Origin of the sequence: Streptomyces sp. ICC1 (genome assembly GCF_003287935.1) — a bacterium.
In the GTDB taxonomy this organism is placed as follows: domain Bacteria; phylum Actinomycetota; class Actinomycetes; order Streptomycetales; family Streptomycetaceae; genus Streptomyces; species Streptomyces tritrimontium.
Map to the genome: position 1 here is coordinate 1,635,190 of NZ_CP030287.1, position 18,918 is coordinate 1,654,107.

The window sequence follows — 18,918 nt, forward strand, 5'->3', positions numbered from 1 at the left end:
TACCCCTAGCGCTTGCGTTCGACCCTACGTTCGTCCCAGACGGGCTCCGTAGTCTCCCGCACAACACCGTCTGAACCGAAGACCAGGTAACGGTCAAATGTGCGGGCGAACCACCGGTCGTGCGTGACGCACAACACAGTTCCGTCGTACGCCTCCAGCCCGTCCTGCAGCGCTTCGGCGGACTCCAGGTCCAGGTTGTCCGTCGGCTCGTCCAGCAGCAGCGCCGTCGTACCCGCCAGCTCCAGCAGCAGGATCTGGAAGCGCGCCTGCTGGCCGCCCGACAGCTTCTCGAAGGGCTGCTCGCCCTGCCGCTCCAGCTCGTAGCGGCGCAGGGCGCCCATCGCGGCGCCCAGCGGCTTCGCCGACTCCGTCCACAGGATGTCCACGAGGGTACGGCCGAACAGCTCCGGGTGCGCGTGCGTCTGCGCGAAGTGGCCGGGGACCACGCGGGCGCCGAGCTTCCACGTACCCGTGTGCTTGACGTCCTCGCCCGCCATCAGCCGCAGGAAGTGCGACTTCCCGGAGCCGTTCGAGCCCAGGACCGCGACCCGCTCCCCGTAGAAGACCTCCAGGGAGAACGGCTTCATCAGGCCGGTCAGCTCCAGGTTCTCGACCGTGAGGGCGCGCACGCCCGTACGGCCGCCCTTGAGGCGCATCCGGATGTCCTGCTCGCGCGGCGGCTCCGGCGGCGGGCCGGCCTCCTCGAACTTCTTGAAGCGGGTCTGCATCGCGTGGTACCGCGAGGCCATGTCCGGGCTGATCGCGGCCTGGCCGCGCAGTCGCAGCACCAGGGCCTTCAGCCGGGCGTGCTCCTCGTCCCAGCGCCGCTTGAGCTCCTCGAAGCGCGCGAAGCGCTCCTTGCGGGCAGCGTGGAACGTGCCGAAGCCCTCGCCGTGCACCCAGACGTCGGAGCCGTTCGGGCTCGCCTCCAGGCTGATGATCTTCTCGGCGGCCTGGGTCAGCAGCTCCCGGTCGTGGCTGACGAAGAGCACCGTCTTGCGGGTGGCCGCCAGCTGCTCCTCCAGCCACCGCTTGCCCGGGACGTCCAGGTAGTTGTCCGGCTCGTCGAGCAGCAGCACCTCGTCCGGCCCGCGCAGCAGCGCCTCCAGGACCAGCCGCTTCTGCTCACCGCCCGACAGCGTGCGCACCTCGCGGAACTGCGCCGAGTCGTACGGGATCGCCAGCGCGGCCATCGTGCAGACGTCCCACAGCGTCTCCGCCTCGTACCCCTGCACGTCGGCCCAGTCGCTCAGCGCCTGCGCGTAGGCCATCTGGGCGGGCTCGTCGTCCACCGTCAGGATCAGCTGCTCGGCCCGGTCCACCGCCTTCGCGGCCTCCCGGATCCGCGGCTGGGCCACCGAGACCAGCAGGTCACGTACGGTCGTCTCGTCGCGGACCGAGCCCACGAACTGCGACATCACGCCCAGGCCGCCGCTGACGGTGACCGAGCCGCCGTGCGGCTGCAGGTCACCGGAGATCATCTTCAGCAGGGTGGTCTTGCCGGCCCCGTTCGCCCCGACCAGGGCGACGACCGACCCCTCCCCCACCCGGAAGGAGACGTCGGGGAGCAGGACCCGCCCGTCGGGAAGGTAGTACTCCAGGTGGCTGGCTTCGAGATGTCCCATGCCGGGCATTGTCCCGGTCCGGCGCCGTTCCGCCCAAACGAGTTACCCGGACACGAGGCCTAGCAGCAGCCCGCTCCGGGCAGCGTCCGCAGGTTCCGCGCTTCCTTGCTCCGCGCGGCCAGCAGCTCGTCGGCCGGGTAGCCGACCTCCTCCAGCGTCAGCCCGTGCGGTTTGACCACGTGCACCGAGGAGTCCCGTACGGCCGCGGCCAGCACCTTCCCGGGCCAGTCGGTCGGCCGGTGGCCGTCGCCGACGTGCAGCATCGCGCCGACCAGCGAGCGGACCATGTTGTGGCAGAAGGCGTCGGCGCGGACGGTCGCGGTGAGGATCCCGTCCTCGCCGCGCTCCCAGCTGAGCTGCTGGAGGGTGCGGATCGTCGTGGCCCCCTCGCGCTTCTTGCAGTACGCGGCGAAGTCGTGCTCGCCGACCAGCGCGGCGGCGGCCTCGTTCATGGCGTCCGCGTCGAGCGGCCACTGGTACCAGAGCACGTGGCCGCGGCGCAGCGGGTCGACCCCGGCCTGGTGGTCGCCGACGCGGTAGGCGTAGCGGCGCCAGATCGCGGAGAACCGCGCGTTGAAGCCGGCGGGGGCCTCGGCGGCCTTCCACACCCGTACGTCGTGCGGCAGCCGCCCGGCGAGGCGGCGCAGCAGCTTGTCCTGGTGCTCGGCCCACACCTCGTCGCGCACGTCGAACTGCGCGACCTGCCCGCGCGCGTGCACTCCGGCGTCGGTCCGGCCGGCCACGGTCAGCTCCACCGGGTCGGGCAGCCGCATCACGGTCCGCAGGGCCGACTCCAGCTCCCCCTGCACGGTCCGCAGCACGCGCTGCTTCGCCCAGCCGGAGAAGTCCTTGCCGTCGTAGCTCAGGTCCAGCCGCACCCGGACGTGCCCGGGCTCCACCTCGTCACTCACGTGACAGATCCTCTCTCAGCTGTGTCTTCGGCACGAATGCAGAACGGGCCCGCCCCGGTAAGGGGGCGGACCCGTTCAGAGCCGATCAAGCGAGCTCGATCCCGAAGCGGGATCAGGCCTCCTTGGTCTCCTCGGCGGGGGTCTCGACAGCCTCCGCCTCCTTGACCGCGCGCTTGGTGGCGGCCTCGGCCTCACCGGTGGCCTGCTGGGCGACCGTAAGGGCCTCGACCAGCTCGATCACGGCCATCGGGGCGTTGTCGCCACGACGGTTGCCGATCTTGGTGATGCGCGTGTAACCACCGGGGCGGTTCTCGTAGCGCGGGGCGATCTCGGTGAACAGCGTGTGCACGATGCTCTTGTCCGTGATCGTCTGCAGCACCAGGCGACGGTTGTGGATGTCGCCCTTCTTGGCCTTGGTCACCAGACGCTCGGCGTAGGGACGCAGGCGGCGGGCCTTGGCCTCGGTGGTGGTGATGCGGCCGTGCTCGAAGAGCGCCTTCGCGAGGTTCGCGAGGAGGTGCTTCTCGTGCGCGGCGCTGCCGCCCAGACGGGCACCCTTTGCGGGACGCGGCATGGTCATACTCCTTCATATCTGCACCGGCCGTGTCAGGTACCGGTGTCAGTTCCCCCGGGGCGGACGCCCCGGGAAAGTAACTGGTGGTGCTTAGTACTGCTCGGTCTCGACGAAACCGGCGTCCGCGTCGTCGTCGGCGCCGAAGGCGTCGGCGGCAGCGGTCGGGTCGAATCCGGGCGGGCTGTCCTTGAGGGCCAGGCCCATGCCGGCCAGCTTCGCCTTGACCTCGTCGATCGACTTCGCACCGAAGTTGCGGATGTCGAGCAGGTCGGCCTCGGAGCGGGCGACGAGCTCACCCACGGAGTGGATGCCCTCGCGCTTGAGGCAGTTGTACGACCGAACGGTGAGCTCGAGCTCCTCGATCGGCAGGGCGAGATCAGCGGCCAGGGCCGCGTCCGTCGGCGAGGGGCCCATGTCGATGCCCTCGGCGTCGATGTTGAGCTCGCGCGCCAGGCCGAACAGCTCGACCAGGGTCTTGCCGGCGGACGCCATGGCGTCGCGCGGGCGCATGGCCTGCTTGGTCTCGACGTCGACGATCAGCTTGTCGAAGTCGGTGCGCTGCTCGACTCGGGTCGCCTCGACCTTGTAGGTGACCTTGAGGACCGGGCTGTAGATGGAGTCGATCGGGATGCGACCGATCTCCTGGCCCAGCTGCTTGTTCTGGACGGCGGAGACGTAGCCGCGACCGCGCTCGACGGTCAGCTCCATCTCCAGCTTGCCCTTGCCGTTGAGCGTGGCGAGGACGAGGTCCGGGTTGTGCACCTCGACACCGGCCGGGGGCGCGATGTCGGCAGCGGTGACCAGGCCGGGACCCTGCTTGCGCAGGTACATCACGACCGGCTCGTCGTGCTCCGAGGAGACGACCAGCTGCTTGATGTTGAGGATGATGTCGGTGACGTCTTCCTTGACACCCGGCACGGTGGTGAACTCGTGCAGGACGCCGTCCACGCGGATGCTGGTGACAGCGGCACCCGGGATCGAGGACAGGAGCGTACGGCGGAGCGAGTTGCCGAGGGTGTAGCCGAAGCCCGGCTCGAGCGGCTCGATCACGAACCGCGAGCGGTACTCGTCTACGACCTCTTCGGTCAGCGAGGGGCGCTGAGCGATAAGCATGTGGATTCCTTCAGTCGTGGACGCCCACTATTTGACGCCCGACGGATGCGACCCCGATGAATGCACGGGGCTGCGAACTACAAGGGTACGGGCGGTACGTCCCCCGTGAGGGGTTCGTACCGCCCGGACACTCAAAGACGCACAGGTGCGAAGCCTGAGCGCGCCGAATCAGACGCGGCGACGCTTGGGCGGACGGCAGCCGTTGTGCGGGGTGGGGGTGACGTCCTGGATCGAGCCGACCTCGAGGCCGGTGGCCTGGAGGGAGCGGATCGCGGTCTCACGGCCGGAGCCGGGACCCTTGACGAAGACGTCGACCTTGCGCATGCCGTGCTCCTGCGCGCGACGGGCGGCCGACTCAGCGGCCATCTGCGCGGCGAAGGGGGTGGACTTGCGCGAGCCCTTGAAGCCGACGTGGCCGGCGGAGGCCCAGGAGATCACGTTGCCCGCGGGGTCCGTGATCGAGACGATGGTGTTGTTGAACGTGCTCTTGATGTGGGCGTGCCCATGAGCGACGTTCTTCTTTTCCTTGCGGCGCACCTTCTTGGCAGCGCCCTGACGACCCTTGGGGGGCATCTAAATCTCCTACGGGAGGTGGTCGGTCCTACAGCGCAAGACCGCTGAACAGGACTACTTCTTGCCCGGCTTCTTCTTACCGGCGATCGCGCGACGCGGACCCTTGCGGGTACGGGCGTTCGTGCTGGTGCGCTGACCGTGCACGGGCAGGCCACGACGGTGGCGAACACCCTGGTAGCACTGGATCTCGACCTTGCGGCGGATGTCGGCCTGGATCTCGCGGCGGAGGTCACCCTCGGTGCGGAGGTTGGCGTCCACGTACTCGCGGATCTTGACCAGGTCCTCTTCGGCCAGGTCACGAACGCGGGTGTCGGGGTTCACACCGGTGGCCGCAAGGATTTCCTTGGACCGGGTGCGACCGACACCGAAGACGTAGGTAAGTGCGATCTCCACACGCTTTTCGCGCGGGATGTCAACACCGGAAACGCGTGCCATTCAATGGCTCCTGTGTGTTCGGGGGTCTTCCGCAGAACCGAACCCCGACCGCCGACCACACCTGTTGGGTGGTGGTACGCCCGGGTCCCCGGCCCCCGCCGGAGGTGCCGCCGGTCCTGGTCAGGACTGGGCGGGTTCTGCGTATGTACGTTTTCTTACGTCGCGCGAAGAACTGCGTAGTGCAGGTCGGTCGGCGTGCGTCAGCCCTGGCGCTGCTTGTGGCGCAGGTTGTCGCAGATGACCATGACCCGACCGTGACGGCGGATCACCTTGCACTTGTCGCAGATCTTCTTGACGCTCGGCTTGACCTTCATGTTGGTGAGGTTCTCCGGGTCAGTGCCACCACCCGCGCCGGGACAGGACGTCCGGACGGGAGTGAAGACAAGATCTACTTGTATCGGTAGACGATCCGGCCACGCGTCAGGTCGTACGGAGAGAGCTCCACGACAACCCGGTCATCAGGAAGGATGCGGATGTAGTGCATGCGCATCTTGCCGCTGATGTGCGCGAGGACCTTGTGACCGTTCTGGAGTTCCACCCGGAACATCGCGTTCGGGAGGGACTCGATCACGGTGCCCTCGATTTCGATGGCACCTTGCTTCTTGGCCACGCTTCGCCTTTCGAATCGGCTACCTTGATCAGCTCCCCCGCTTCGCATGAGGACATGCGGGTGCAAAGGAGCCGACGAGTCAGTCTACGTCAGGGCCCACCGAAAGACGAATCCGGAAAGTGTGCCCTACAGGATAGATCATCAATCCTGCCCATACCGGTCGGCCCAGCCGGGCCGCCCCGGCCCGTGACCCCCGCCGCGGCTCAGCCCAGCGGGTCGGGCGCGGTGGACACGCCGTACTCCGCCAGCTTCGCCTTGCCGCAGTCCGGCGAGGTCAGCACGATCGGGCCCTCCTCGGTCAGGGCGATGGAGTGCTCCCAGTGGGAGGACCAGGTCCCGTCCGTGGTGATGACCGTCCAGTCGTCCGCCAGGACCTCCGTCTGGGCCGTGCCCAGGGAGACCATCGGCTCGATCGCCAGGCAGATGCCCGGAACGAGCTTGATGCCCTTGCCCCGCTTGCGCGAGACGTAGTTCAGCAGGTGCGGGTCCATGTGCATCTCGGTCCCGATGCCGTGGCCGCCGTAGTCCTCGATGATCCCGAACTTGCCGAGGCTGTGCTCACCGGTGGTCGGGCGCGGCTGGCGCTTGATGTACGTCTCGATCGCCTTCGAGATGTCCACGAGGCGGTTGCCGAGCTTCATGGCGGCGATCCCGGCCCACATGGACTCCTCGGTCACCCGGGAGAGCTCCACGAGCTCAGGGGCGTGCCCAGTGCCCACGAAGGCGGTGTACGCGGCGTCGCCGTGCCAGCCGTCGACGATGGCGCCGGCATCGATCGAGATGATGTCGCCGTCCCCCAGGACCGTCTTGTCGTCGGGGATGCCGTGGACGACGACCTCGTTGACCGAGGTGCAGATGGTCGCGGGGAAGCCGCCGTAGCCGAGGAAGTTCGACTTGGCGCCGGCGTCCGCGATGACCTTGCGGGCGACCATGTCCAGATCGCGCGTCGTGGCGCCCGGTACGGCCGCCTCACGGGTCGCCGCGTGGATCGCCGCGACGACCAGCCCCGCCTCGCGCATCTTCACGATCTGCTCGGGGGTCTTGATCTGGACCATGGGGATTGCCTTCCACCTTCGGTTCGGGGTCGCATCAACAGTACGGCCGCGGCGTCCTGGGGACACCGCGGCCGTGGCTGCACTACGGGGGAGCTACTTCTTCAGCGCGTCCATCGCGCGCTGCGTGACGTCCTTGACCTCACCCAGCGCCGGGATCGTCGATACGAGGCCCTGGGCCTTGTAGTAGTCGATGATCGGCTCGGTCTGCGTGTGGTAGACGTCCAGGCGGTTGCGGACCGCGTCCTCGGACTGGTCCTCGCGCACGTACAGCTCGCCGCCGCAGATGTCGCAGACACCCTCGACCTTCGGCGGCTGGTACGCGACGTGGAAGACGTGCCCGCCGTCGTTTCGGCAGGTGCGCCGGCCGGCGAGACGCTTGACGACCTCGTCCTCCTCGACCTCCAGGTCGAGGACGGCGTCGAGGTTCATGCCCTCGGCCTTCAGCATCACGTCGAGGGCTTCCGCCTGGGAGACGTTGCGCGGGAACCCGTCGAGCAGGAAACCGCCGGCGGCGTCCTCCTGCTCCATGCGGTCCTTGGCCATGCCGATGGTGATCTCGTCCGGGACGAGGTCACCCGCGTCCATGAACGCCTTCGCGCGACGGCCCAGCTCGGTTCCCTGGCTGATGTTGGCCCGGAACAGGTCGCCCGTGGAGATGTGCGGGATCGACAAGGTCTTGGCAAGGACAGTCGCCTGCGTTCCCTTGCCCGCACCGGGCGGGCCGACGAGGACGATTCGCATCAGCGGAGGAACCCTTCGTAATTACGCTGCTGGAGCTGGCTCTCGATCTGCTTCACGGTTTCCAGACCCACACCCACGATGATCAGGATGCTCGTCCCGCCGAACGGGAAGTTCTGGTTCGCCCCGAAGCCCGCCAACGCCATCGTCGGCACAAGAGCGATGAGACCCAGGTACAGCGACCCCGGCCAGGTGATCCGGTTGAGTACGTAGCTGAGGTACTCGGCGGTGGGCCGACCGGCGCGGATGCCCGGGATGAACCCACCATACTTCTTCATGTTGTCCGCAACTTCCTCGGGGTTGAACGAGATCGCCACGTAGAAGAACGCGAAGAAAACGATCAGGAGGAAGTAGACGGCGATGTAGTACGGGTGGTCGCCCTTGACGAAGTGCTTCTGGATCCACGTGGCCCAGCCGGCGGTGGAACCGCTGAACTGCACGACCAGTGCCGGGATGTACAGCAGCGACGAGGCGAAGATGACGGGGATGATGCCCGCCTGGTTCACCTTGAGCGGGATGTAGGTCGAGGTACCGCCGTACGCACGGCGGCCGATCATGCGCTTCGCGTACTGGACCGGGATCCGGCGCTGCGCCTGTTCGACGAAGACCACCAAGCCCACCATCGCGAGACCGACCAGCATGACCACGCCGAACTCGACCCAGCCGTCCGCGATCTTGCCCTGGAGCTTGATCTGCCAGAGGGCTCCGACGAAGCCCGCGGCGATCGAGATGAACATCAGGATCGACATGCCGTTGCCGATGCCACGGTCGGTGATGAGCTCACCGAGCCACATGACCAGGCAGGTGCCCGCGGTCATGGTGATGACCATGGTGACGGTGGTGAAGATCGACCGGTCCGGAACGATCTGGTCCTTGACCGCGCAGCCCTGGAACAGGGCGCCGCTGCGGGCAGTGGCCACGAGGCCGGTGCCCTGCAGGATCGCGAGCGCGACCGTCAAATAGCGCGTGTACTGAGTGATCTTCGACGTGCCGGACTGACCCTCTTTTTTGAGGGTCTCCAGCTTCGGGATGACCACGGTCAGCAGCTGCAGAATGATGCTCGCAGTGATGTAGGGCATGATGCCGAGCGCGAAGATCGTGATCTGCAGCAGCGCACCGCCGCTGAACATGTTGACGAGACCGAAGAGGCTGTTGCTGCTGCCCATCGAGTCGACACAGATCTGAACGTTCTTGTAGCTCACGCCGGGTACCGGTACATGGGACCCGAGCCGATACAGCACGATGATGCCGAGCGTGAAGAGCAGCTTCTTGCGCAGGTCGGGCGTCTTGAACGCCCGGGCGAACGCGGTGAGCACGGTGCCTCCTGCGACCCCCGCGCTACTGCGTCAGAGGTGACGGTCTGAGGGATCGACGAATGTGTACAAGCAAAGGTGCAGGCCACCTTACCGGCGTCTGCACCTTCCGTGGAACGACCAACCGGGGATGCCCCATATGTGAGGCATCCCCGGTCGGGTTTCTAGCTATTTGTCACTGAGTTCGTCTTAGACGAGCTCGGTCACGGTGCCACCAGCGGCGGCAATCTTCTCCTTGGCGGAGCCGGAGACGGCGTCAACCGAAACCTGCAGCGCCACGGAGATCTCGCCCTGGCCCAGGACCTTGACGAGGCTGTTCTTGCGAACCGCGCCCTTGGCGACCAGGTCGGCCACCGTGACTTCTCCACCCTCGGGGTAGAGAGCGCCGAGCTTGTCCAGGTTCACGACCTGGAACTCGGTGCGGAACGGGTTCTTGAAGCCCTTGAGCTTCGGCAGGCGCATGTGGAGGGGCATCTGCCCACCCTCGAAGCGCACCGGGATCTGGTAGCGGGCCTTCTGGCCCTTCGTACCACGACCAGCCGTCTTACCCTTCGACGCCTCACCACGACCGACACGGGTCTTCGCGGTCTTGGCGCCGGGGGCGGGACGGAGGTTGTGGGCCTTCAGCGGGCTGCTCTCAGCCATGTTAGTCAACCTCCTCAACCGTCACGAGGTGGCGGACGGTGTGAACCATTCCGCGGAACTCGGGGCGGTCCTCCTTGACGACGACGTCGTTCAGGCGCTTGAGCCCGAGCGAACGCAGCGTGTCGCGGTGGTTCTGCTTGCTGCCGATGTACGACTTGATCTGCGTGACCTTGAGGCGAGCCATTACGCACCCGCCCCAGCACGTGCACGGAGCAGAGCCGCGGGGGCGACGTCCTCGAGGGGCAGACCACGGCGAGCCGCGATCTCCTCGGGACGCTGCAGGCCCTTGAGGGCCGCCACGGTCGCGTGCACGATGTTGATCGCGTTCGAAGAACCGAGGGACTTCGACAGGATGTCGTGAACGCCGGCGCACTCCAGAACGGCGCGCACCGGGCCACCGGCGATAACGCCGGTACCGGGGGCGGCCGGCTTCAGCAGCACGACGCCCGCGGCACGCTCGCCCGTGATCGGGTGAGGGATGGTGCCCTGGATGCGCGGAACCTTGAAGAAGGACTTCTTGGCTTCCTCGACACCCTTGGCGATGGCCGCGGGAACTTCCTTGGCCTTGCCGTAACCGACACCTACAGTGCCGTCACCGTCGCCCACCACGACCAGCGCGGTGAAGCTGAAGCGGCGACCACCCTTGACAACCTTGGCGACGCGGTTGATCGCGACAACGCGCTCAACGTAAGCGGTCTTCTCGGCGGCAGGGCCACCGTCGCGACCCTTCCGGTCCCGCCGCTCGCCGCCACCGGCACCGCTTCCGCGGCGCTGGGGTCCAGCCATTGGATTACCTCTCTCTGTTACGTCCGTGAGTCCCGGAAAACGGGGCTTAGAACTTCAGCCCGGCTTCGCGGGCGGCGTCAGCCAGAGCGGCAATGCGCCCGGCGTATCGGTTGCCACCGCGGTCGAACACGACGGTCTCGACACCCGCGGCCTTGGCGCGCTCGGCGACGAGTGCGCCGACGGCCTGGGCCTGGGCGCTCTTGTCGCCTTCACCACCGCGGATCGAGGTGTCCAGGGTCGACGCGGACGCCAGGGTGTGACCCTGGAGGTCGTCGATGACCTGAGCAACGATGTTGCGGTTGGAACGCGTCACGACGAGGCGCGGACGCTCCGCCGTACCCGAGACGTTCTTGCGGATGCGGATGTGGCGGCGGGCCTTGGCGGCACGCTTGTACGCGTCGCCCTTGGCGATCTTTACACCGTATGCCATGGCTACTTACCAGCCTTTCCGACCTTGCGGCGGATGACTTCGCCGGCGTACTTGACACCCTTGGCCTTGTACGGGTCGGGCTTCCGCAGCTTGCGGATGTTGGCGGCGACCTCGCCGACCTTCTGCTTGTCGATGCCCTCGACCGAGAACTTGGTGGGCGACTCGACCTTGAAGGAGATGCCCTCAGGCGCCTCGATCAGGATCGGGTGGCTGTAACCAAGCTGGAACTCCAGGTTGGAGCCCTTCGCGGCGACGCGGTAACCGACACCGCTGATCTCGAGAGCCTTGACGTAACCCGTGGTCACGCCGGTGATCATGTTCGCCACCAGCGTGCGGGACAGGCCGTGCAGGGCCTTGTTCTGACGCTCGTCGTTGGGGCGGATGACGTTCAGGACGCCGTCCTCACCCTTGACGATCTCGATCGGCGCCTTGACGGTGAGCGCGAGGGAACCCTTGGGGCCCTTCACAGCCACAGCCTGGCCGTCGATGGTGACGTCCACACCGGCGGGAACCTGGATGGGGAGCTTGCCGATTCGCGACATTGCTTTTCCTCCGTTCCCGACTACCAGACGTAGGCGAGGACTTCCCCACCTACGCCCTTCTTGCCTGCCTGCTGGCCGGTGAGCAGACCGTGGGACGTGGAGATGATCGCCACGCCCAGGCCGCCGAGCACCTTCGGCAGGTTGGTGGACTTTGCGTACACGCGCAGACCGGGCTTCGAGATCCGCTTGATGCCCGCAATGGAGCGCTCGCGGTTCGGCCCGAACTTCAGCTCGAGGACGAGGTTCTTGCCGACCTCGGCATCCTCGACCTTCCAGCCGGTGATGAAACCCTCCTGCTTGAGGATCTCTGCGATGTGCGACTTGATCTTGCTGTGCGGCATCACGACGGTGTCGTGGTACGCCGAGTTAGCGTTACGCAGACGCGTGAGCATGTCTGCGATCGGGTCAGTCATGGTCATGAAGTGGCCTTCGGCCTCTCTCGCCGGGGTTTCCTGTATGCGCCATCCCTCTCCCCACTCAGTGGCGGGACGGGTGCGGTGCGGGGACCTACGGCGTAGTAAGTCGTTATGGGCGGCAGACGCCCAACCACACAAGCCTAAGGCATGCGCGGCCGGGCACCTGCCGTCCAGATGCTTACCGAGAGTGCCTGGAAGTTCCCAAGTCCTTGCGGACGAGAGGGAATTACCAGGAGCTCTTGGTCACGCCCGGCAGCTCGCCACGGTGAGCCATCTCACGAAGGCAGACGCGGCACAGGCCGAACTTGCGGTACACGGAGTGGGGGCGACCGCAGCGCTGGCAGCGGGTGTACGCACGCACACCGAACTTGGGCTTGCGGGCAGCCTTCGCGATGAGAGCCTTCTTCGCCATCTCGCTTACGCCTCCTTGAAGGGGAAGCCGAGGTGACGAAGGAGGGCGCGGCCCTCGTCGTCGTTGGTCGCCGTGGTAACCACGGTGATGTCCATACCCCGGGTACGGTCGATCTTGTCCTGGTCGATCTCGTGGAACATGACCTGCTCCGTGAGACCGAAGGTGTAGTTGCCACGGCCGTCGAACTGCTTCGGCGACAGACCACGGAAGTCACGGATACGCGGCAGCGCGAGCGACAGCGTACGGTCCAGGAACTCCCACATGCGGTCACCACGGAGGGTGACGTGGCAGCCGATCGGCTGACCCTCGCGCAGCTTGAACTGCGCGATGGACTTGCGGGCCTTCGTGACGGCCGGCTTCTGACCGGTGATCGTCGTCAGGTCCTTGATGGCGCCGTCGATCAGCTTGGAGTCGCGGGCGGCGTCGCCCACACCCATGTTGACCACGATCTTCACGAGGCCGGGAATCTGCATGACGTTCTCGTAGGAGAACTCTTCACGCAGCTTGCCCGCGATGTCCTCGCGGTACTTCGTCTTGAGACGCGGAGTGGTAGCCATCAGATGTCCTCACCCGTCCGCTTGGCAACGCGGATCTTGTTGCCCTCGTCATCGAAGCGGAAACCGACGCGGGTAACGACCTTCTGGCCGTCCTTCTCCACAACCAGCTGAACGTTGCTGACGTGGATCGGCGCCTCGACGATCACGATGCCGCCGGTCTGCGAGCCACCAGCGGTCTGACCGGCCTTGGTGTGCTTCTTGACCCGGTTGACACCCTCGACGAGGACACGGTTCTCAGTAGGGATGGCCAGAATGACCTTGCCCTGCTTGCCCTTGTCCTTACCGGTGATGACCTGAACCAGGTCGCCCTTCTTGATCTTCATGCTTACAGCACCTCCGGCGCGAGCGAGATGATCTTCATGAACTTCTTCTCGCGCAGCTCACGGCCCACCGGGCCGAAGATACGGGTGCCACGAGGGTCGCCGTCGTTCTTCAGAATGACGGCGGCGTTCTCGTCGAAGCGGATGTACGAGCCGTCCTGGCGGCGGCGTTCCTTCACGGTGCGAACGATGACCGCCTTGACGACGTCACCCTTCTTCACGTTGCCACCGGGGATCGCGTCCTTGACGGTGGCAACGATGACGTCACCGATGCCCGCGTAGCGGCGACCCGAGCCACCGAGAACACGGATGCAAAGGATCTCCTTGGCACCAGTGTTGTCGGCGACACGCAGTCGCGACTCCTGCTGGATCACGTCTATCTCCTGTTTGTCTGCCGGTTCCCGGCGGGGGCATCACTCCGAAGAGCTACCGCCCCCACCGAGCCTGGCGGAACGAACCTGAGGGGCCCCCGGGCATGCTGCCCGGGGCCTCAGATAATTACTTGGCCTTCTCGAGGATCTCGACGATGCGCCAGCGCTTGCTCGCCGACAGCGGACGCGTCTCCATGATGATGACGCGGTCGCCGACGCCGGCAGCGTTCTGCTCGTCGTGCGCCTTGAGCTTGTTCGTACGGCGGATGACCTTGCCGTACAGCGCGTGCTTCACGCGGTCCTCGACAGCGACGACGACGGTCTTGTCCATCTTGTCGCTGACGACGAGACCCTCACGGGTCTTGCGGAAGCCGCGGTCAGTCGTCTCAGTCACGTTCTTCTCGCTCATCAGGCGCTCTCCACCGTCTCGATACCGAGCTCACGCTCGTGCATCAGGGTGTAGATGCGAGCGATGTCCTTACGGACGGACTTGAGCCGGCCGTTGTTCTCCAGCTGACCCGTGGCCGCCTGGAAGCGCATCTTGAACAGCTCTTCCTTGGCCTCGCGCAGCTTGCCAACGAGCTCCTCGTTACCGAGCTCACGCAGCTCGGACGCCTTGGTTCCCGTCGCCATCACGACTCACCTGCCTCGCGCCGAACAATCCGGCACTTCATCGGAAGCTTGTGAGCAGCGCGGGTGAGCGCCTCACGAGCAATCTTCTCGTTCGGGTAGGACAGCTCGAACATGACCCGGCCCGGGTGCACGTTCGCGATCCACCACTCGGGAGAACCCTTACCGGAACCCATGCGGGTCTCGGCAGGCTTCTTCGTCAGGGGACGGTCCGGGTAGATGTTGATCCAGACCTTGCCGCCACGCTTGATGTGGCGGGTCATCGCGATACGAGCCGCCTCGATCTGGCGGTTCGTCACGTAAGCCGGGGTCAGCGCCTGGATGCCGTACTCGCCGAACGAGACCTCAGTACCGCCCTTGGCCATACCGCTGCGCTTCGGGTGGTGCTGCTTGCGGTGCTTGACCCTACGAGGGATCAGCATGTCGGTCAGGCCTCCGTTCCGGTGCTCTCGGCCGGAGCGGCGGCGGGAGCGTCGGCCTTGGGGGCCTCGGCACCAGCAGCCTGCTGCGGCTTGCGGCCACCACGGCCGCCGCGCTCGCCACCACGGCCACCACGGCCGGCGGGACGGTCGCCAGCGCCTGCGGCACCACGGGCCGGGCGGTTACCCGCACGGGCCGCAGCGTTCTCGGCGCGAACCTCGGCGATGTTCTTGACGTCGCCCTTGTAGATCCAGACCTTCACACCGATACGGCCGAAGGTGGTCTTGGCCTCGAAGAAGCCGTAGTCCACGTTCGCGCGCAGGGTGTGCAGCGGCACACGGCCTTCGCGGTAGAACTCGGAGCGGGACATCTCGGCGCCGCCGAGGCGACCGCCACACTGGATCTTGATGCCCTTGGCGCCGGCCTTCATCGTGCCCTGCATGCTCTTACGCATGGCGCGACGGAAGGAGACGCGGGAGGAGAGCTGCTCGGCAACGGCCTGGGCAACCAGCTGAGCGTCGACCTCGGGGTTCTTGACCTCGAGGATGTTCAGCTGGACCTGCTTGCCCGTCAGCTTCTCGAGGTCACCGCGGATGCGGTCGGCCTCGGCGCCACGGCGGCCGATGACGATGCCCGGACGAGCGGTGTGGATGTCCACACGCACGCGGTCACGGGTGCGCTCGATCTCAACCTTCGAGATGCCGGCGCGCTCCATGCCGGACGTCATCATCCTGCGGATGGCGACGTCTTCCTTGACGTAGTCCTTGTACAGCTTGTCGGCGTACCAACGCGACTTGAAGTCGGTGGTGATGCCGAGCCGGAACCCGTGCGGGTTTACCTTCTGGCCCATTACCGGGAACCTTCCTTGCTGCTGACGACCACGGTGATGTGGCTGGTCCGCTTGCGGATCCGGTAGGCACGGCCCTGCGCACGCGGACGGAACCGCTTCAGGGTCGGGCCCTCGTCCACGAACGCCTCGCTGATGACCAGCGTGGAGGCGTCCGGGTGGTTGTAGTTGTGTGCGGCATTGGCAATGGCGCTGTCCAGCACCTTGCCAACCGGCACGCTCGCGGCCTGCGGGGCGAAACGCAGGACCGCCTGAGCCTCCGTGGCATCCATGCCACGGATAAGGTCCACCACTCGGCGGGCCTTCATGGGCGTGACGCGGATGTACCGCGCCTGGGCCCTGGCTTCCATGGTTGTCCCTTCGGTGTAAGTCATAGTCATAACCACCCCGCCTTTAGCGGCGCTTCGACTTCCGGTCGTCCTTGACGTGGCCGCGGAAGGTGCGAGTCGGCGAGAACTCGCCGAGCTTGTGGCCGACCATCGACTCGGTGACGAACACCGGGACGTGGATCTTGCCGTTGTGCACCGCGATGGTGTGACCCAGCATGGCCGGGATGATCATCGAGCGACGGGACCAGGTCTTAATGACGGTCTTGGTACCGGCTTCGTTCTGAACGTCCACCTTCTTAATGAGGTGTCCGTCGACGAAGGGTCCCTTCTTGAGACTGCGCGGCATCTAAACCCGCTCCTAGCGCTTCTTGTTCGTCTTGCGGCGGCGGACGATGTACTTGCTCGAAGCCTTCTTCGGCGAGCGAGTACGACCCTCCTTCTGACCCCACGGGGAGACCGGGTGGCGACCACCACTGGTCTTACCCTCACCACCACCGTGCGGGTGGTCGACCGGGTTCATCGCGACACCGCGGACGGAGGGGCGAACGCCCTTCCAGCGCATGCGGCCGGCCTTGCCCCAGTTGATGTTCGACTGCTCGGCGTTGCCGACCTCACCGACGGTGGCGCGGCAGCGCGCGTCGACGAGACGGATCTCACCGGACGGCATACGAAGGTGGGCCATGGTGCCCTCCTTCGCCAGCAGCTGCACGGAGGCACCAGCGGAGCGGGCGAACTTCGCGCCACCACCGGGACGGAGCTCGATCGCGTGGATCGTGGTACCGACCGGGATGTTGCGGAGCGCCAGGTTGTTACCGGGCTTGATGTCGGCCGTGGGGCCGTTCTCAATCCGGTCACCCTGCTTCAGGTTCTTCGGCGCAATGATGTAGCGCTTCTCACCGTCGGCGTAGTGCAGGAGCGCGATGCGCGCAGTGCGGTTGGGGTCGTACTCGATGTGCGCGACCTTCGCCGGCACGCCGTCCTTGTCGTGACGACGGAAGTCGATCACACGGTAGGCGCGCTTGTGGCCGCCACCCTGGTGTCGAACCGTGATCCGACCGGTGTTGTTACGGCCGCCCTTGCTGTGCAGGGGGCGGACCAGCGACTTCTCCGGCGTGGACCGCGTGATCTCGACAAAGTCGGCGACGCTGGAGCCACGACGGCCCGGGGTCGTCGGCTTGTACTTGCGGATACCCATTTCTCAGTCCTCGTCCGATTCCGGACGACTAGACCTCCGTTAGGAGGCCTGGCCGCCGAAGATGTCGATTCGGTCGCCCTCAGCGAGGGTCACGATGGCGCGCTTGGTGTCAGCGCGCTTGCCGAAACCGGTCTTGGTGCGCTTGCGCTTACCCTGACGGTTGATCGTGTTGACCCCGGTGACCTTGACCCCGAAGACCGCCTCGACGGCCTGCTTGATCTGAGTCTTGTTGGAGCCAGGCGCGACGATGAACGTGTACTTGTTCTCGTCCAGCAGCGCGTAGCTCTTCTCCGAGACAACCGGCTTGATCAGCAGGTCGCGCGGGTCAGTGAAGGTCTTGCTGGTAACGGTCGCCTCAGACATCAGGCGTCGCTCCCTTCGGTCTCATCGGCCTTGGGGCCAGACACGAAGGACTCGAAAGCGGCCTGAGTGAAGACCACGTCGTCAGAGACGATCACGTCGTACGTGTTCAGCTGGCCCGGCTCCAGGATGTGAACCTGGGGCAGGTTGCGGGCGGACAGCCACGCGGCCTCGTCGGCGCGCTCGACGACCAGGAGCAGGTTCCTGCGCTCCGAGATCTTGCCGAACAGCGTCTTGGCGGCCTTCGTGGAGGCAGCACCCTCGACCACGCCGGTGACGACGTGGATGCGGGAGTGGCGCGCGCGGTCCGAGAGGGCACCGCGGAGAGCGGCGGCCTTCATCTTCTTCGGGGTCCGCTGCGAGTAGTCACGCGGCTGCGGGCCGTGGACGACGCCACCGCCTACGAACTGCGGAGCGCGGGTGGAACCCTGGCGTGCGCGGCCGGTGCCCTTCTGGCGGTACGGCTTGCGGCCACCACCACGGACTTCGCCACGACGCTTGGTCTTGTGCGTGCCCTGACGGGCAGCAGCCAGCTGAGCGACAACGACCTGGTGGATCAGCGGAATGCTGGTCTTCGCGTCGAAGATCTCCGCGGGGAGCTCGACGGTACCGGCCTTGTCGCCTGCCGGCGAAAGGATGTCAATGGTGCTCATTACCTCAAGCCCCCTTGGCCGCGGTACGGACCAGGACGAGGCCGCCGTTCGGACCGGGGACCGCACCCTTGATGAGGAGCAGACCCTTCTCCGCGTCAACCGCGTGGATGGTCAGGTTCTGGGTGGTGACGCGCTCGTTGCCCATACGACCGGCCATGCGCATGCCCTTGAAGACACGCCCAGGGGTGGCGCAGCCACCGATCGAACCGGGGGAGCGGTGCTTGCGCTGCACGCCGTGACCGGCGCCGAGGCCCTTGAAGTTGTGACGCTTCATGACACCGGCGAAGCCCTTGCCCTTGCTGTTGCCCGTGACGTCAACCTTGACGCCGGACTCGAACACGGCAGCCGTGATCTCCTGGCCGAGCGTGTACTCGCTGGCGTCGGAGGTACGGAGCTCCACCAGGTGGCGGCGCGGGGTTACGTCAGCCTTGGCGAAGTGACCCTTGAGGGGCTTGTTCACCTTGCGCGGGTCAATCTCGCCGAAGGCGATCTGGACCGACTCGTAGCCATCGATTTCGTTCTTGCGGACCTGGGTAACGACGCAGGGCCCGGCCTTGACGACGGTCACCGGGACGACACGGTTGTTCTCGTCCCAGACCTGGGTCATGCCGAGCTTCTCGCCCAGGACGCCCTTGATCTGCTTTGCCATCTTCTCGACGCCTCTCAGAGCTTGATCTCGATGTCAACGCCGGCCGGAAGGTCCAGGCGCATCAGCGAGTCAACGGTCTTGGGAGTCGGGTCGAGGATGTCGATCAGGCGCTTGTGAGTGCGCATCTCGAAGTGCTCGCGCGAGTCCTTGTACTTGTGCGGCGACTTGATGACGCAGTACACGTTCTTCTCAGTGGGCAGCGGCACCGGGCCCGCGACCGACGCACCAGTGCGCGTCACCGTCTCGACGATCTTCTTCGCCGACGAATCGATGACCTCGTGGTCGTAGGCCTTGAGCCGGATGCGGATCTTCTGTCCCGCCATGGCTACTCCGTAGTCCTGTCTGTTGTGGAAACGCTCTGGCATTTCGGGCGGCTGCGGATCGCTCCGCCGCTTTCCTCCGACCCACG

Annotated in this window: 32 protein-coding genes; all 32 read right to left on the reverse strand. The window is 66.1% G+C overall.

Annotated features, from left to right (window positions below; genetic code table 11):
- Nucleotides 1-5 precede the first annotated feature (5 nt).
- Nucleotides 6-1,625 carry an ATP-binding cassette domain-containing protein gene (locus tag DRB96_RS07645; RefSeq protein ID WP_112453279.1) on the reverse strand — a complete coding sequence of 540 codons (1,620 nt, stop codon included), beginning with the start codon at nucleotides 1,623-1,625 and terminating at the stop codon, nucleotides 6-8.
- Nucleotides 1,626-1,684: 59 nt separating this feature from the next.
- Nucleotides 1,685-2,536, reverse strand: a complete 852-nt coding sequence (gene truA / locus DRB96_RS07650) for a tRNA pseudouridine(38-40) synthase TruA (RefSeq protein WP_112447736.1) — start codon at nucleotides 2,534-2,536, stop codon at nucleotides 1,685-1,687.
- A 112-nt stretch (nucleotides 2,537-2,648) separates the two neighbouring features.
- On the reverse strand, nucleotides 2,649-3,110 hold the full coding sequence (gene rplQ, locus DRB96_RS07655; protein ID WP_030154710.1) for a 50S ribosomal protein L17: 462 nt from the start codon (nucleotides 3,108-3,110) through the stop codon (nucleotides 2,649-2,651).
- A gap of 90 nt (nucleotides 3,111-3,200) precedes the next feature.
- The gene (locus DRB96_RS07660) at nucleotides 3,201-4,223 is read right to left on the reverse strand and encodes a DNA-directed RNA polymerase subunit alpha (RefSeq protein WP_008739666.1); all 1,023 of its coding nucleotides are present in this window, start codon (nucleotides 4,221-4,223) and stop codon (nucleotides 3,201-3,203) included.
- Between the two features lie 168 nt (nucleotides 4,224-4,391).
- Entirely contained in the window at nucleotides 4,392-4,796 is a 405-nt protein-coding gene (gene rpsK, locus DRB96_RS07665; RefSeq protein WP_006376016.1) for a 30S ribosomal protein S11, read from the reverse strand.
- 54 nt (nucleotides 4,797-4,850) lie between these two features.
- On the reverse strand, nucleotides 4,851-5,231 hold the full coding sequence (gene rpsM, locus DRB96_RS07670) for a 30S ribosomal protein S13 (RefSeq protein WP_053682609.1): 381 nt from the start codon (nucleotides 5,229-5,231) through the stop codon (nucleotides 4,851-4,853).
- 200 nt (nucleotides 5,232-5,431) lie between these two features.
- Nucleotides 5,432-5,545, reverse strand: a complete 114-nt coding sequence (gene rpmJ / locus DRB96_RS07675; RefSeq protein ID WP_003956441.1) for a 50S ribosomal protein L36 — start codon at nucleotides 5,543-5,545, stop codon at nucleotides 5,432-5,434.
- Between the two features lie 74 nt (nucleotides 5,546-5,619).
- On the reverse strand, nucleotides 5,620-5,841 hold the full coding sequence (infA, locus tag DRB96_RS07680; RefSeq protein ID WP_014047798.1) for a translation initiation factor IF-1: 222 nt from the start codon (nucleotides 5,839-5,841) through the stop codon (nucleotides 5,620-5,622).
- A 203-nt stretch (nucleotides 5,842-6,044) separates the two neighbouring features.
- Nucleotides 6,045-6,896 (reverse strand): type I methionyl aminopeptidase, encoded by an 852-nt coding sequence (gene map / locus DRB96_RS07685; RefSeq protein WP_112447737.1) that lies wholly within the window; start codon nucleotides 6,894-6,896, stop codon nucleotides 6,045-6,047.
- Nucleotides 6,897-6,989: 93 nt separating this feature from the next.
- A complete protein-coding gene (locus tag DRB96_RS07690) occupies nucleotides 6,990-7,637 on the reverse strand; it encodes an adenylate kinase (protein WP_112447738.1) in 648 nt (215 codons plus the stop codon).
- The gene (secY, locus tag DRB96_RS07695; protein WP_112447739.1) at nucleotides 7,637-8,950 is read right to left on the reverse strand and encodes a preprotein translocase subunit SecY; all 1,314 of its coding nucleotides are present in this window, start codon (nucleotides 8,948-8,950) and stop codon (nucleotides 7,637-7,639) included. Before secY ends, DRB96_RS07690 begins: the two co-directional genes overlap by 1 nt.
- Before the next feature lie 186 nt (nucleotides 8,951-9,136).
- On the reverse strand, nucleotides 9,137-9,592 hold the full coding sequence (gene rplO / locus DRB96_RS07700) for a 50S ribosomal protein L15 (RefSeq protein WP_112447740.1): 456 nt from the start codon (nucleotides 9,590-9,592) through the stop codon (nucleotides 9,137-9,139).
- Nucleotide 9,593: 1 nt separating this feature from the next.
- Entirely contained in the window at nucleotides 9,594-9,776 is a 183-nt protein-coding gene (rpmD, locus tag DRB96_RS07705) for a 50S ribosomal protein L30 (RefSeq protein ID WP_112447741.1), read from the reverse strand.
- Nucleotides 9,776-10,378, reverse strand: a complete 603-nt coding sequence (rpsE, locus tag DRB96_RS07710; protein WP_008739695.1) for a 30S ribosomal protein S5 — start codon at nucleotides 10,376-10,378, stop codon at nucleotides 9,776-9,778. Before rpsE ends, rpmD begins: the two co-directional genes overlap by 1 nt.
- A gap of 46 nt (nucleotides 10,379-10,424) precedes the next feature.
- A complete protein-coding gene (gene rplR / locus DRB96_RS07715) occupies nucleotides 10,425-10,808 on the reverse strand; it encodes a 50S ribosomal protein L18 (protein ID WP_008739696.1) in 384 nt (127 codons plus the stop codon).
- A 2-nt stretch (nucleotides 10,809-10,810) separates the two neighbouring features.
- On the reverse strand, nucleotides 10,811-11,350 hold the full coding sequence (gene rplF, locus DRB96_RS07720; RefSeq protein ID WP_112447742.1) for a 50S ribosomal protein L6: 540 nt from the start codon (nucleotides 11,348-11,350) through the stop codon (nucleotides 10,811-10,813).
- 20 nt (nucleotides 11,351-11,370) lie between these two features.
- Entirely contained in the window at nucleotides 11,371-11,769 is a 399-nt protein-coding gene (gene rpsH / locus DRB96_RS07725) for a 30S ribosomal protein S8 (RefSeq protein ID WP_007265911.1), read from the reverse strand.
- Nucleotides 11,770-11,992: 223 nt separating this feature from the next.
- On the reverse strand, nucleotides 11,993-12,178 hold the full coding sequence (locus DRB96_RS07735; RefSeq protein ID WP_003956452.1) for a type Z 30S ribosomal protein S14: 186 nt from the start codon (nucleotides 12,176-12,178) through the stop codon (nucleotides 11,993-11,995).
- A 5-nt stretch (nucleotides 12,179-12,183) separates the two neighbouring features.
- Nucleotides 12,184-12,735: a 50S ribosomal protein L5 gene (gene rplE / locus DRB96_RS07740; RefSeq protein ID WP_030388859.1), complete on the reverse strand. Its 552-nt coding sequence runs from the start codon at nucleotides 12,733-12,735 to the stop codon at nucleotides 12,184-12,186.
- The gene (gene rplX, locus DRB96_RS07745; RefSeq protein WP_112447743.1) at nucleotides 12,735-13,058 is read right to left on the reverse strand and encodes a 50S ribosomal protein L24; all 324 of its coding nucleotides are present in this window, start codon (nucleotides 13,056-13,058) and stop codon (nucleotides 12,735-12,737) included. The genes rplE and rplX overlap by 1 nt, the downstream gene beginning before the upstream one ends.
- Nucleotides 13,059-13,060: 2 nt before the next feature.
- Nucleotides 13,061-13,429, reverse strand: coding sequence for a 50S ribosomal protein L14 (rplN, locus tag DRB96_RS07750; RefSeq protein WP_003956455.1), 369 nt, complete (start codon nucleotides 13,427-13,429; stop codon nucleotides 13,061-13,063).
- Between the two features lie 124 nt (nucleotides 13,430-13,553).
- The gene (gene rpsQ, locus DRB96_RS07755) at nucleotides 13,554-13,835 is read right to left on the reverse strand and encodes a 30S ribosomal protein S17 (RefSeq protein WP_112447744.1); all 282 of its coding nucleotides are present in this window, start codon (nucleotides 13,833-13,835) and stop codon (nucleotides 13,554-13,556) included.
- Entirely contained in the window at nucleotides 13,835-14,059 is a 225-nt protein-coding gene (gene rpmC / locus DRB96_RS07760) for a 50S ribosomal protein L29 (protein ID WP_112453280.1), read from the reverse strand. Before rpmC ends, rpsQ begins: the two co-directional genes overlap by 1 nt.
- Complete coding sequence (gene rplP, locus DRB96_RS07765) at nucleotides 14,059-14,478, reverse strand: 50S ribosomal protein L16 (RefSeq protein ID WP_112447745.1); 420 nt, start codon at nucleotides 14,476-14,478, stop codon at nucleotides 14,059-14,061. The genes rpmC and rplP overlap by 1 nt, the downstream gene beginning before the upstream one ends.
- A gap of 5 nt (nucleotides 14,479-14,483) precedes the next feature.
- Complete coding sequence (rpsC, locus tag DRB96_RS07770; RefSeq protein ID WP_112447746.1) at nucleotides 14,484-15,326, reverse strand: 30S ribosomal protein S3; 843 nt, start codon at nucleotides 15,324-15,326, stop codon at nucleotides 14,484-14,486.
- Nucleotides 15,326-15,673 carry a 50S ribosomal protein L22 gene (gene rplV, locus DRB96_RS07775; protein ID WP_037792011.1) on the reverse strand — a complete coding sequence of 116 codons (348 nt, stop codon included), beginning with the start codon at nucleotides 15,671-15,673 and terminating at the stop codon, nucleotides 15,326-15,328. Before rplV ends, rpsC begins: the two co-directional genes overlap by 1 nt.
- A gap of 43 nt (nucleotides 15,674-15,716) precedes the next feature.
- Nucleotides 15,717-15,998, reverse strand: coding sequence for a 30S ribosomal protein S19 (gene rpsS, locus DRB96_RS07780; protein WP_112447747.1), 282 nt, complete (start codon nucleotides 15,996-15,998; stop codon nucleotides 15,717-15,719).
- A gap of 12 nt (nucleotides 15,999-16,010) precedes the next feature.
- On the reverse strand, nucleotides 16,011-16,847 hold the full coding sequence (gene rplB, locus DRB96_RS07785; protein WP_112447748.1) for a 50S ribosomal protein L2: 837 nt from the start codon (nucleotides 16,845-16,847) through the stop codon (nucleotides 16,011-16,013).
- 39 nt (nucleotides 16,848-16,886) lie between these two features.
- Nucleotides 16,887-17,210: a 50S ribosomal protein L23 gene (gene rplW, locus DRB96_RS07790; protein ID WP_030154694.1), complete on the reverse strand. Its 324-nt coding sequence runs from the start codon at nucleotides 17,208-17,210 to the stop codon at nucleotides 16,887-16,889.
- Nucleotides 17,210-17,860, reverse strand: coding sequence for a 50S ribosomal protein L4 (rplD, locus tag DRB96_RS07795; RefSeq protein ID WP_112447749.1), 651 nt, complete (start codon nucleotides 17,858-17,860; stop codon nucleotides 17,210-17,212). Before rplD ends, rplW begins: the two co-directional genes overlap by 1 nt.
- 4 nt (nucleotides 17,861-17,864) lie before the next feature.
- A complete protein-coding gene (gene rplC, locus DRB96_RS07800; protein WP_112447750.1) occupies nucleotides 17,865-18,509 on the reverse strand; it encodes a 50S ribosomal protein L3 in 645 nt (214 codons plus the stop codon).
- Between the two features lie 14 nt (nucleotides 18,510-18,523).
- Nucleotides 18,524-18,832: a 30S ribosomal protein S10 gene (rpsJ, locus tag DRB96_RS07805; protein ID WP_003948644.1), complete on the reverse strand. Its 309-nt coding sequence runs from the start codon at nucleotides 18,830-18,832 to the stop codon at nucleotides 18,524-18,526.
- Nucleotides 18,833-18,918 lie beyond the last annotated feature (86 nt).

What these genes read in the sequence shown, in the direction of transcription:
- rplQ (WP_030154710.1), bottom strand. Translation starts at nt 3,110, where the DNA reads ATGCCGCGTCCCGCAAAGGGTGCCCGTCTGGGCGGCAGCGCCGCGCAC.
- rplB (WP_112447748.1), bottom strand. Translation starts at nt 16,847, where the DNA reads ATGGGTATCCGCAAGTACAAGCCGACGACCCCGGGCCGTCGTGGCTCC.
- DRB96_RS07690 (WP_112447738.1), bottom strand. Translation starts at nt 7,637, where the DNA reads ATGCGAATCGTCCTCGTCGGCCCGCCCGGTGCGGGCAAGGGAACGCAG.
- DRB96_RS07645 (WP_112453279.1), bottom strand. Translation starts at nt 1,625, where the DNA reads ATGGGACATCTCGAAGCCAGCCACCTGGAGTACTACCTTCCCGACGGG.
- DRB96_RS07660 (WP_008739666.1), bottom strand. Translation starts at nt 4,223, where the DNA reads ATGCTTATCGCTCAGCGCCCCTCGCTGACCGAAGAGGTCGTAGACGAG.
- rpsE (WP_008739695.1), bottom strand. Translation starts at nt 10,378, where the DNA reads ATGGCTGGACCCCAGCGCCGCGGAAGCGGTGCCGGTGGCGGCGAGCGG.
- rplF (WP_112447742.1), bottom strand. Translation starts at nt 11,350, where the DNA reads ATGTCGCGAATCGGCAAGCTCCCCATCCAGGTTCCCGCCGGTGTGGAC.
- rpsH (WP_007265911.1), bottom strand. Translation starts at nt 11,769, where the DNA reads ATGACCATGACTGACCCGATCGCAGACATGCTCACGCGTCTGCGTAAC.
- rplP (WP_112447745.1), bottom strand. Translation starts at nt 14,478, where the DNA reads ATGCTGATCCCTCGTAGGGTCAAGCACCGCAAGCAGCACCACCCGAAG.
- rplV (WP_037792011.1), bottom strand. Translation starts at nt 15,673, where the DNA reads ATGGAAGCCAGGGCCCAGGCGCGGTACATCCGCGTCACGCCCATGAAG.
- rplD (WP_112447749.1), bottom strand. Translation starts at nt 17,860, where the DNA reads ATGAGCACCATTGACATCCTTTCGCCGGCAGGCGACAAGGCCGGTACC.
- rpsM (WP_053682609.1), bottom strand. Translation starts at nt 5,231, where the DNA reads ATGGCACGCGTTTCCGGTGTTGACATCCCGCGCGAAAAGCGTGTGGAG.
- rpmC (WP_112453280.1), bottom strand. Translation starts at nt 14,059, where the DNA reads ATGGCGACGGGAACCAAGGCGTCCGAGCTGCGTGAGCTCGGTAACGAG.
- rplE (WP_030388859.1), bottom strand. Translation starts at nt 12,735, where the DNA reads ATGGCTACCACTCCGCGTCTCAAGACGAAGTACCGCGAGGACATCGCG.
- rplR (WP_008739696.1), bottom strand. Translation starts at nt 10,808, where the DNA reads ATGGCATACGGTGTAAAGATCGCCAAGGGCGACGCGTACAAGCGTGCC.
- rpsC (WP_112447746.1), bottom strand. Translation starts at nt 15,326, where the DNA reads ATGGGCCAGAAGGTAAACCCGCACGGGTTCCGGCTCGGCATCACCACC.
- rpmD (WP_112447741.1), bottom strand. Translation starts at nt 9,776, where the DNA reads ATGGCTCGCCTCAAGGTCACGCAGATCAAGTCGTACATCGGCAGCAAG.
- rplO (WP_112447740.1), bottom strand. Translation starts at nt 9,592, where the DNA reads ATGGCTGAGAGCAGCCCGCTGAAGGCCCACAACCTCCGTCCCGCCCCC.
- map (WP_112447737.1), bottom strand. Translation starts at nt 6,896, where the DNA reads ATGGTCCAGATCAAGACCCCCGAGCAGATCGTGAAGATGCGCGAGGCG.
- rpsQ (WP_112447744.1), bottom strand. Translation starts at nt 13,835, where the DNA reads ATGAGCGAGAAGAACGTGACTGAGACGACTGACCGCGGCTTCCGCAAG.
- rpsS (WP_112447747.1), bottom strand. Translation starts at nt 15,998, where the DNA reads ATGCCGCGCAGTCTCAAGAAGGGACCCTTCGTCGACGGACACCTCATT.
- rpmJ (WP_003956441.1), bottom strand. Translation starts at nt 5,545, where the DNA reads ATGAAGGTCAAGCCGAGCGTCAAGAAGATCTGCGACAAGTGCAAGGTG.
- rplW (WP_030154694.1), bottom strand. Translation starts at nt 17,210, where the DNA reads ATGTCTGAGGCGACCGTTACCAGCAAGACCTTCACTGACCCGCGCGAC.
- rplC (WP_112447750.1), bottom strand. Translation starts at nt 18,509, where the DNA reads ATGGCAAAGCAGATCAAGGGCGTCCTGGGCGAGAAGCTCGGCATGACC.
- rplX (WP_112447743.1), bottom strand. Translation starts at nt 13,058, where the DNA reads ATGAAGATCAAGAAGGGCGACCTGGTTCAGGTCATCACCGGTAAGGAC.
- rpsK (WP_006376016.1), bottom strand. Translation starts at nt 4,796, where the DNA reads ATGCCCCCCAAGGGTCGTCAGGGCGCTGCCAAGAAGGTGCGCCGCAAG.
- rpsJ (WP_003948644.1), bottom strand. Translation starts at nt 18,832, where the DNA reads ATGGCGGGACAGAAGATCCGCATCCGGCTCAAGGCCTACGACCACGAG.
- DRB96_RS07735 (WP_003956452.1), bottom strand. Translation starts at nt 12,178, where the DNA reads ATGGCGAAGAAGGCTCTCATCGCGAAGGCTGCCCGCAAGCCCAAGTTC.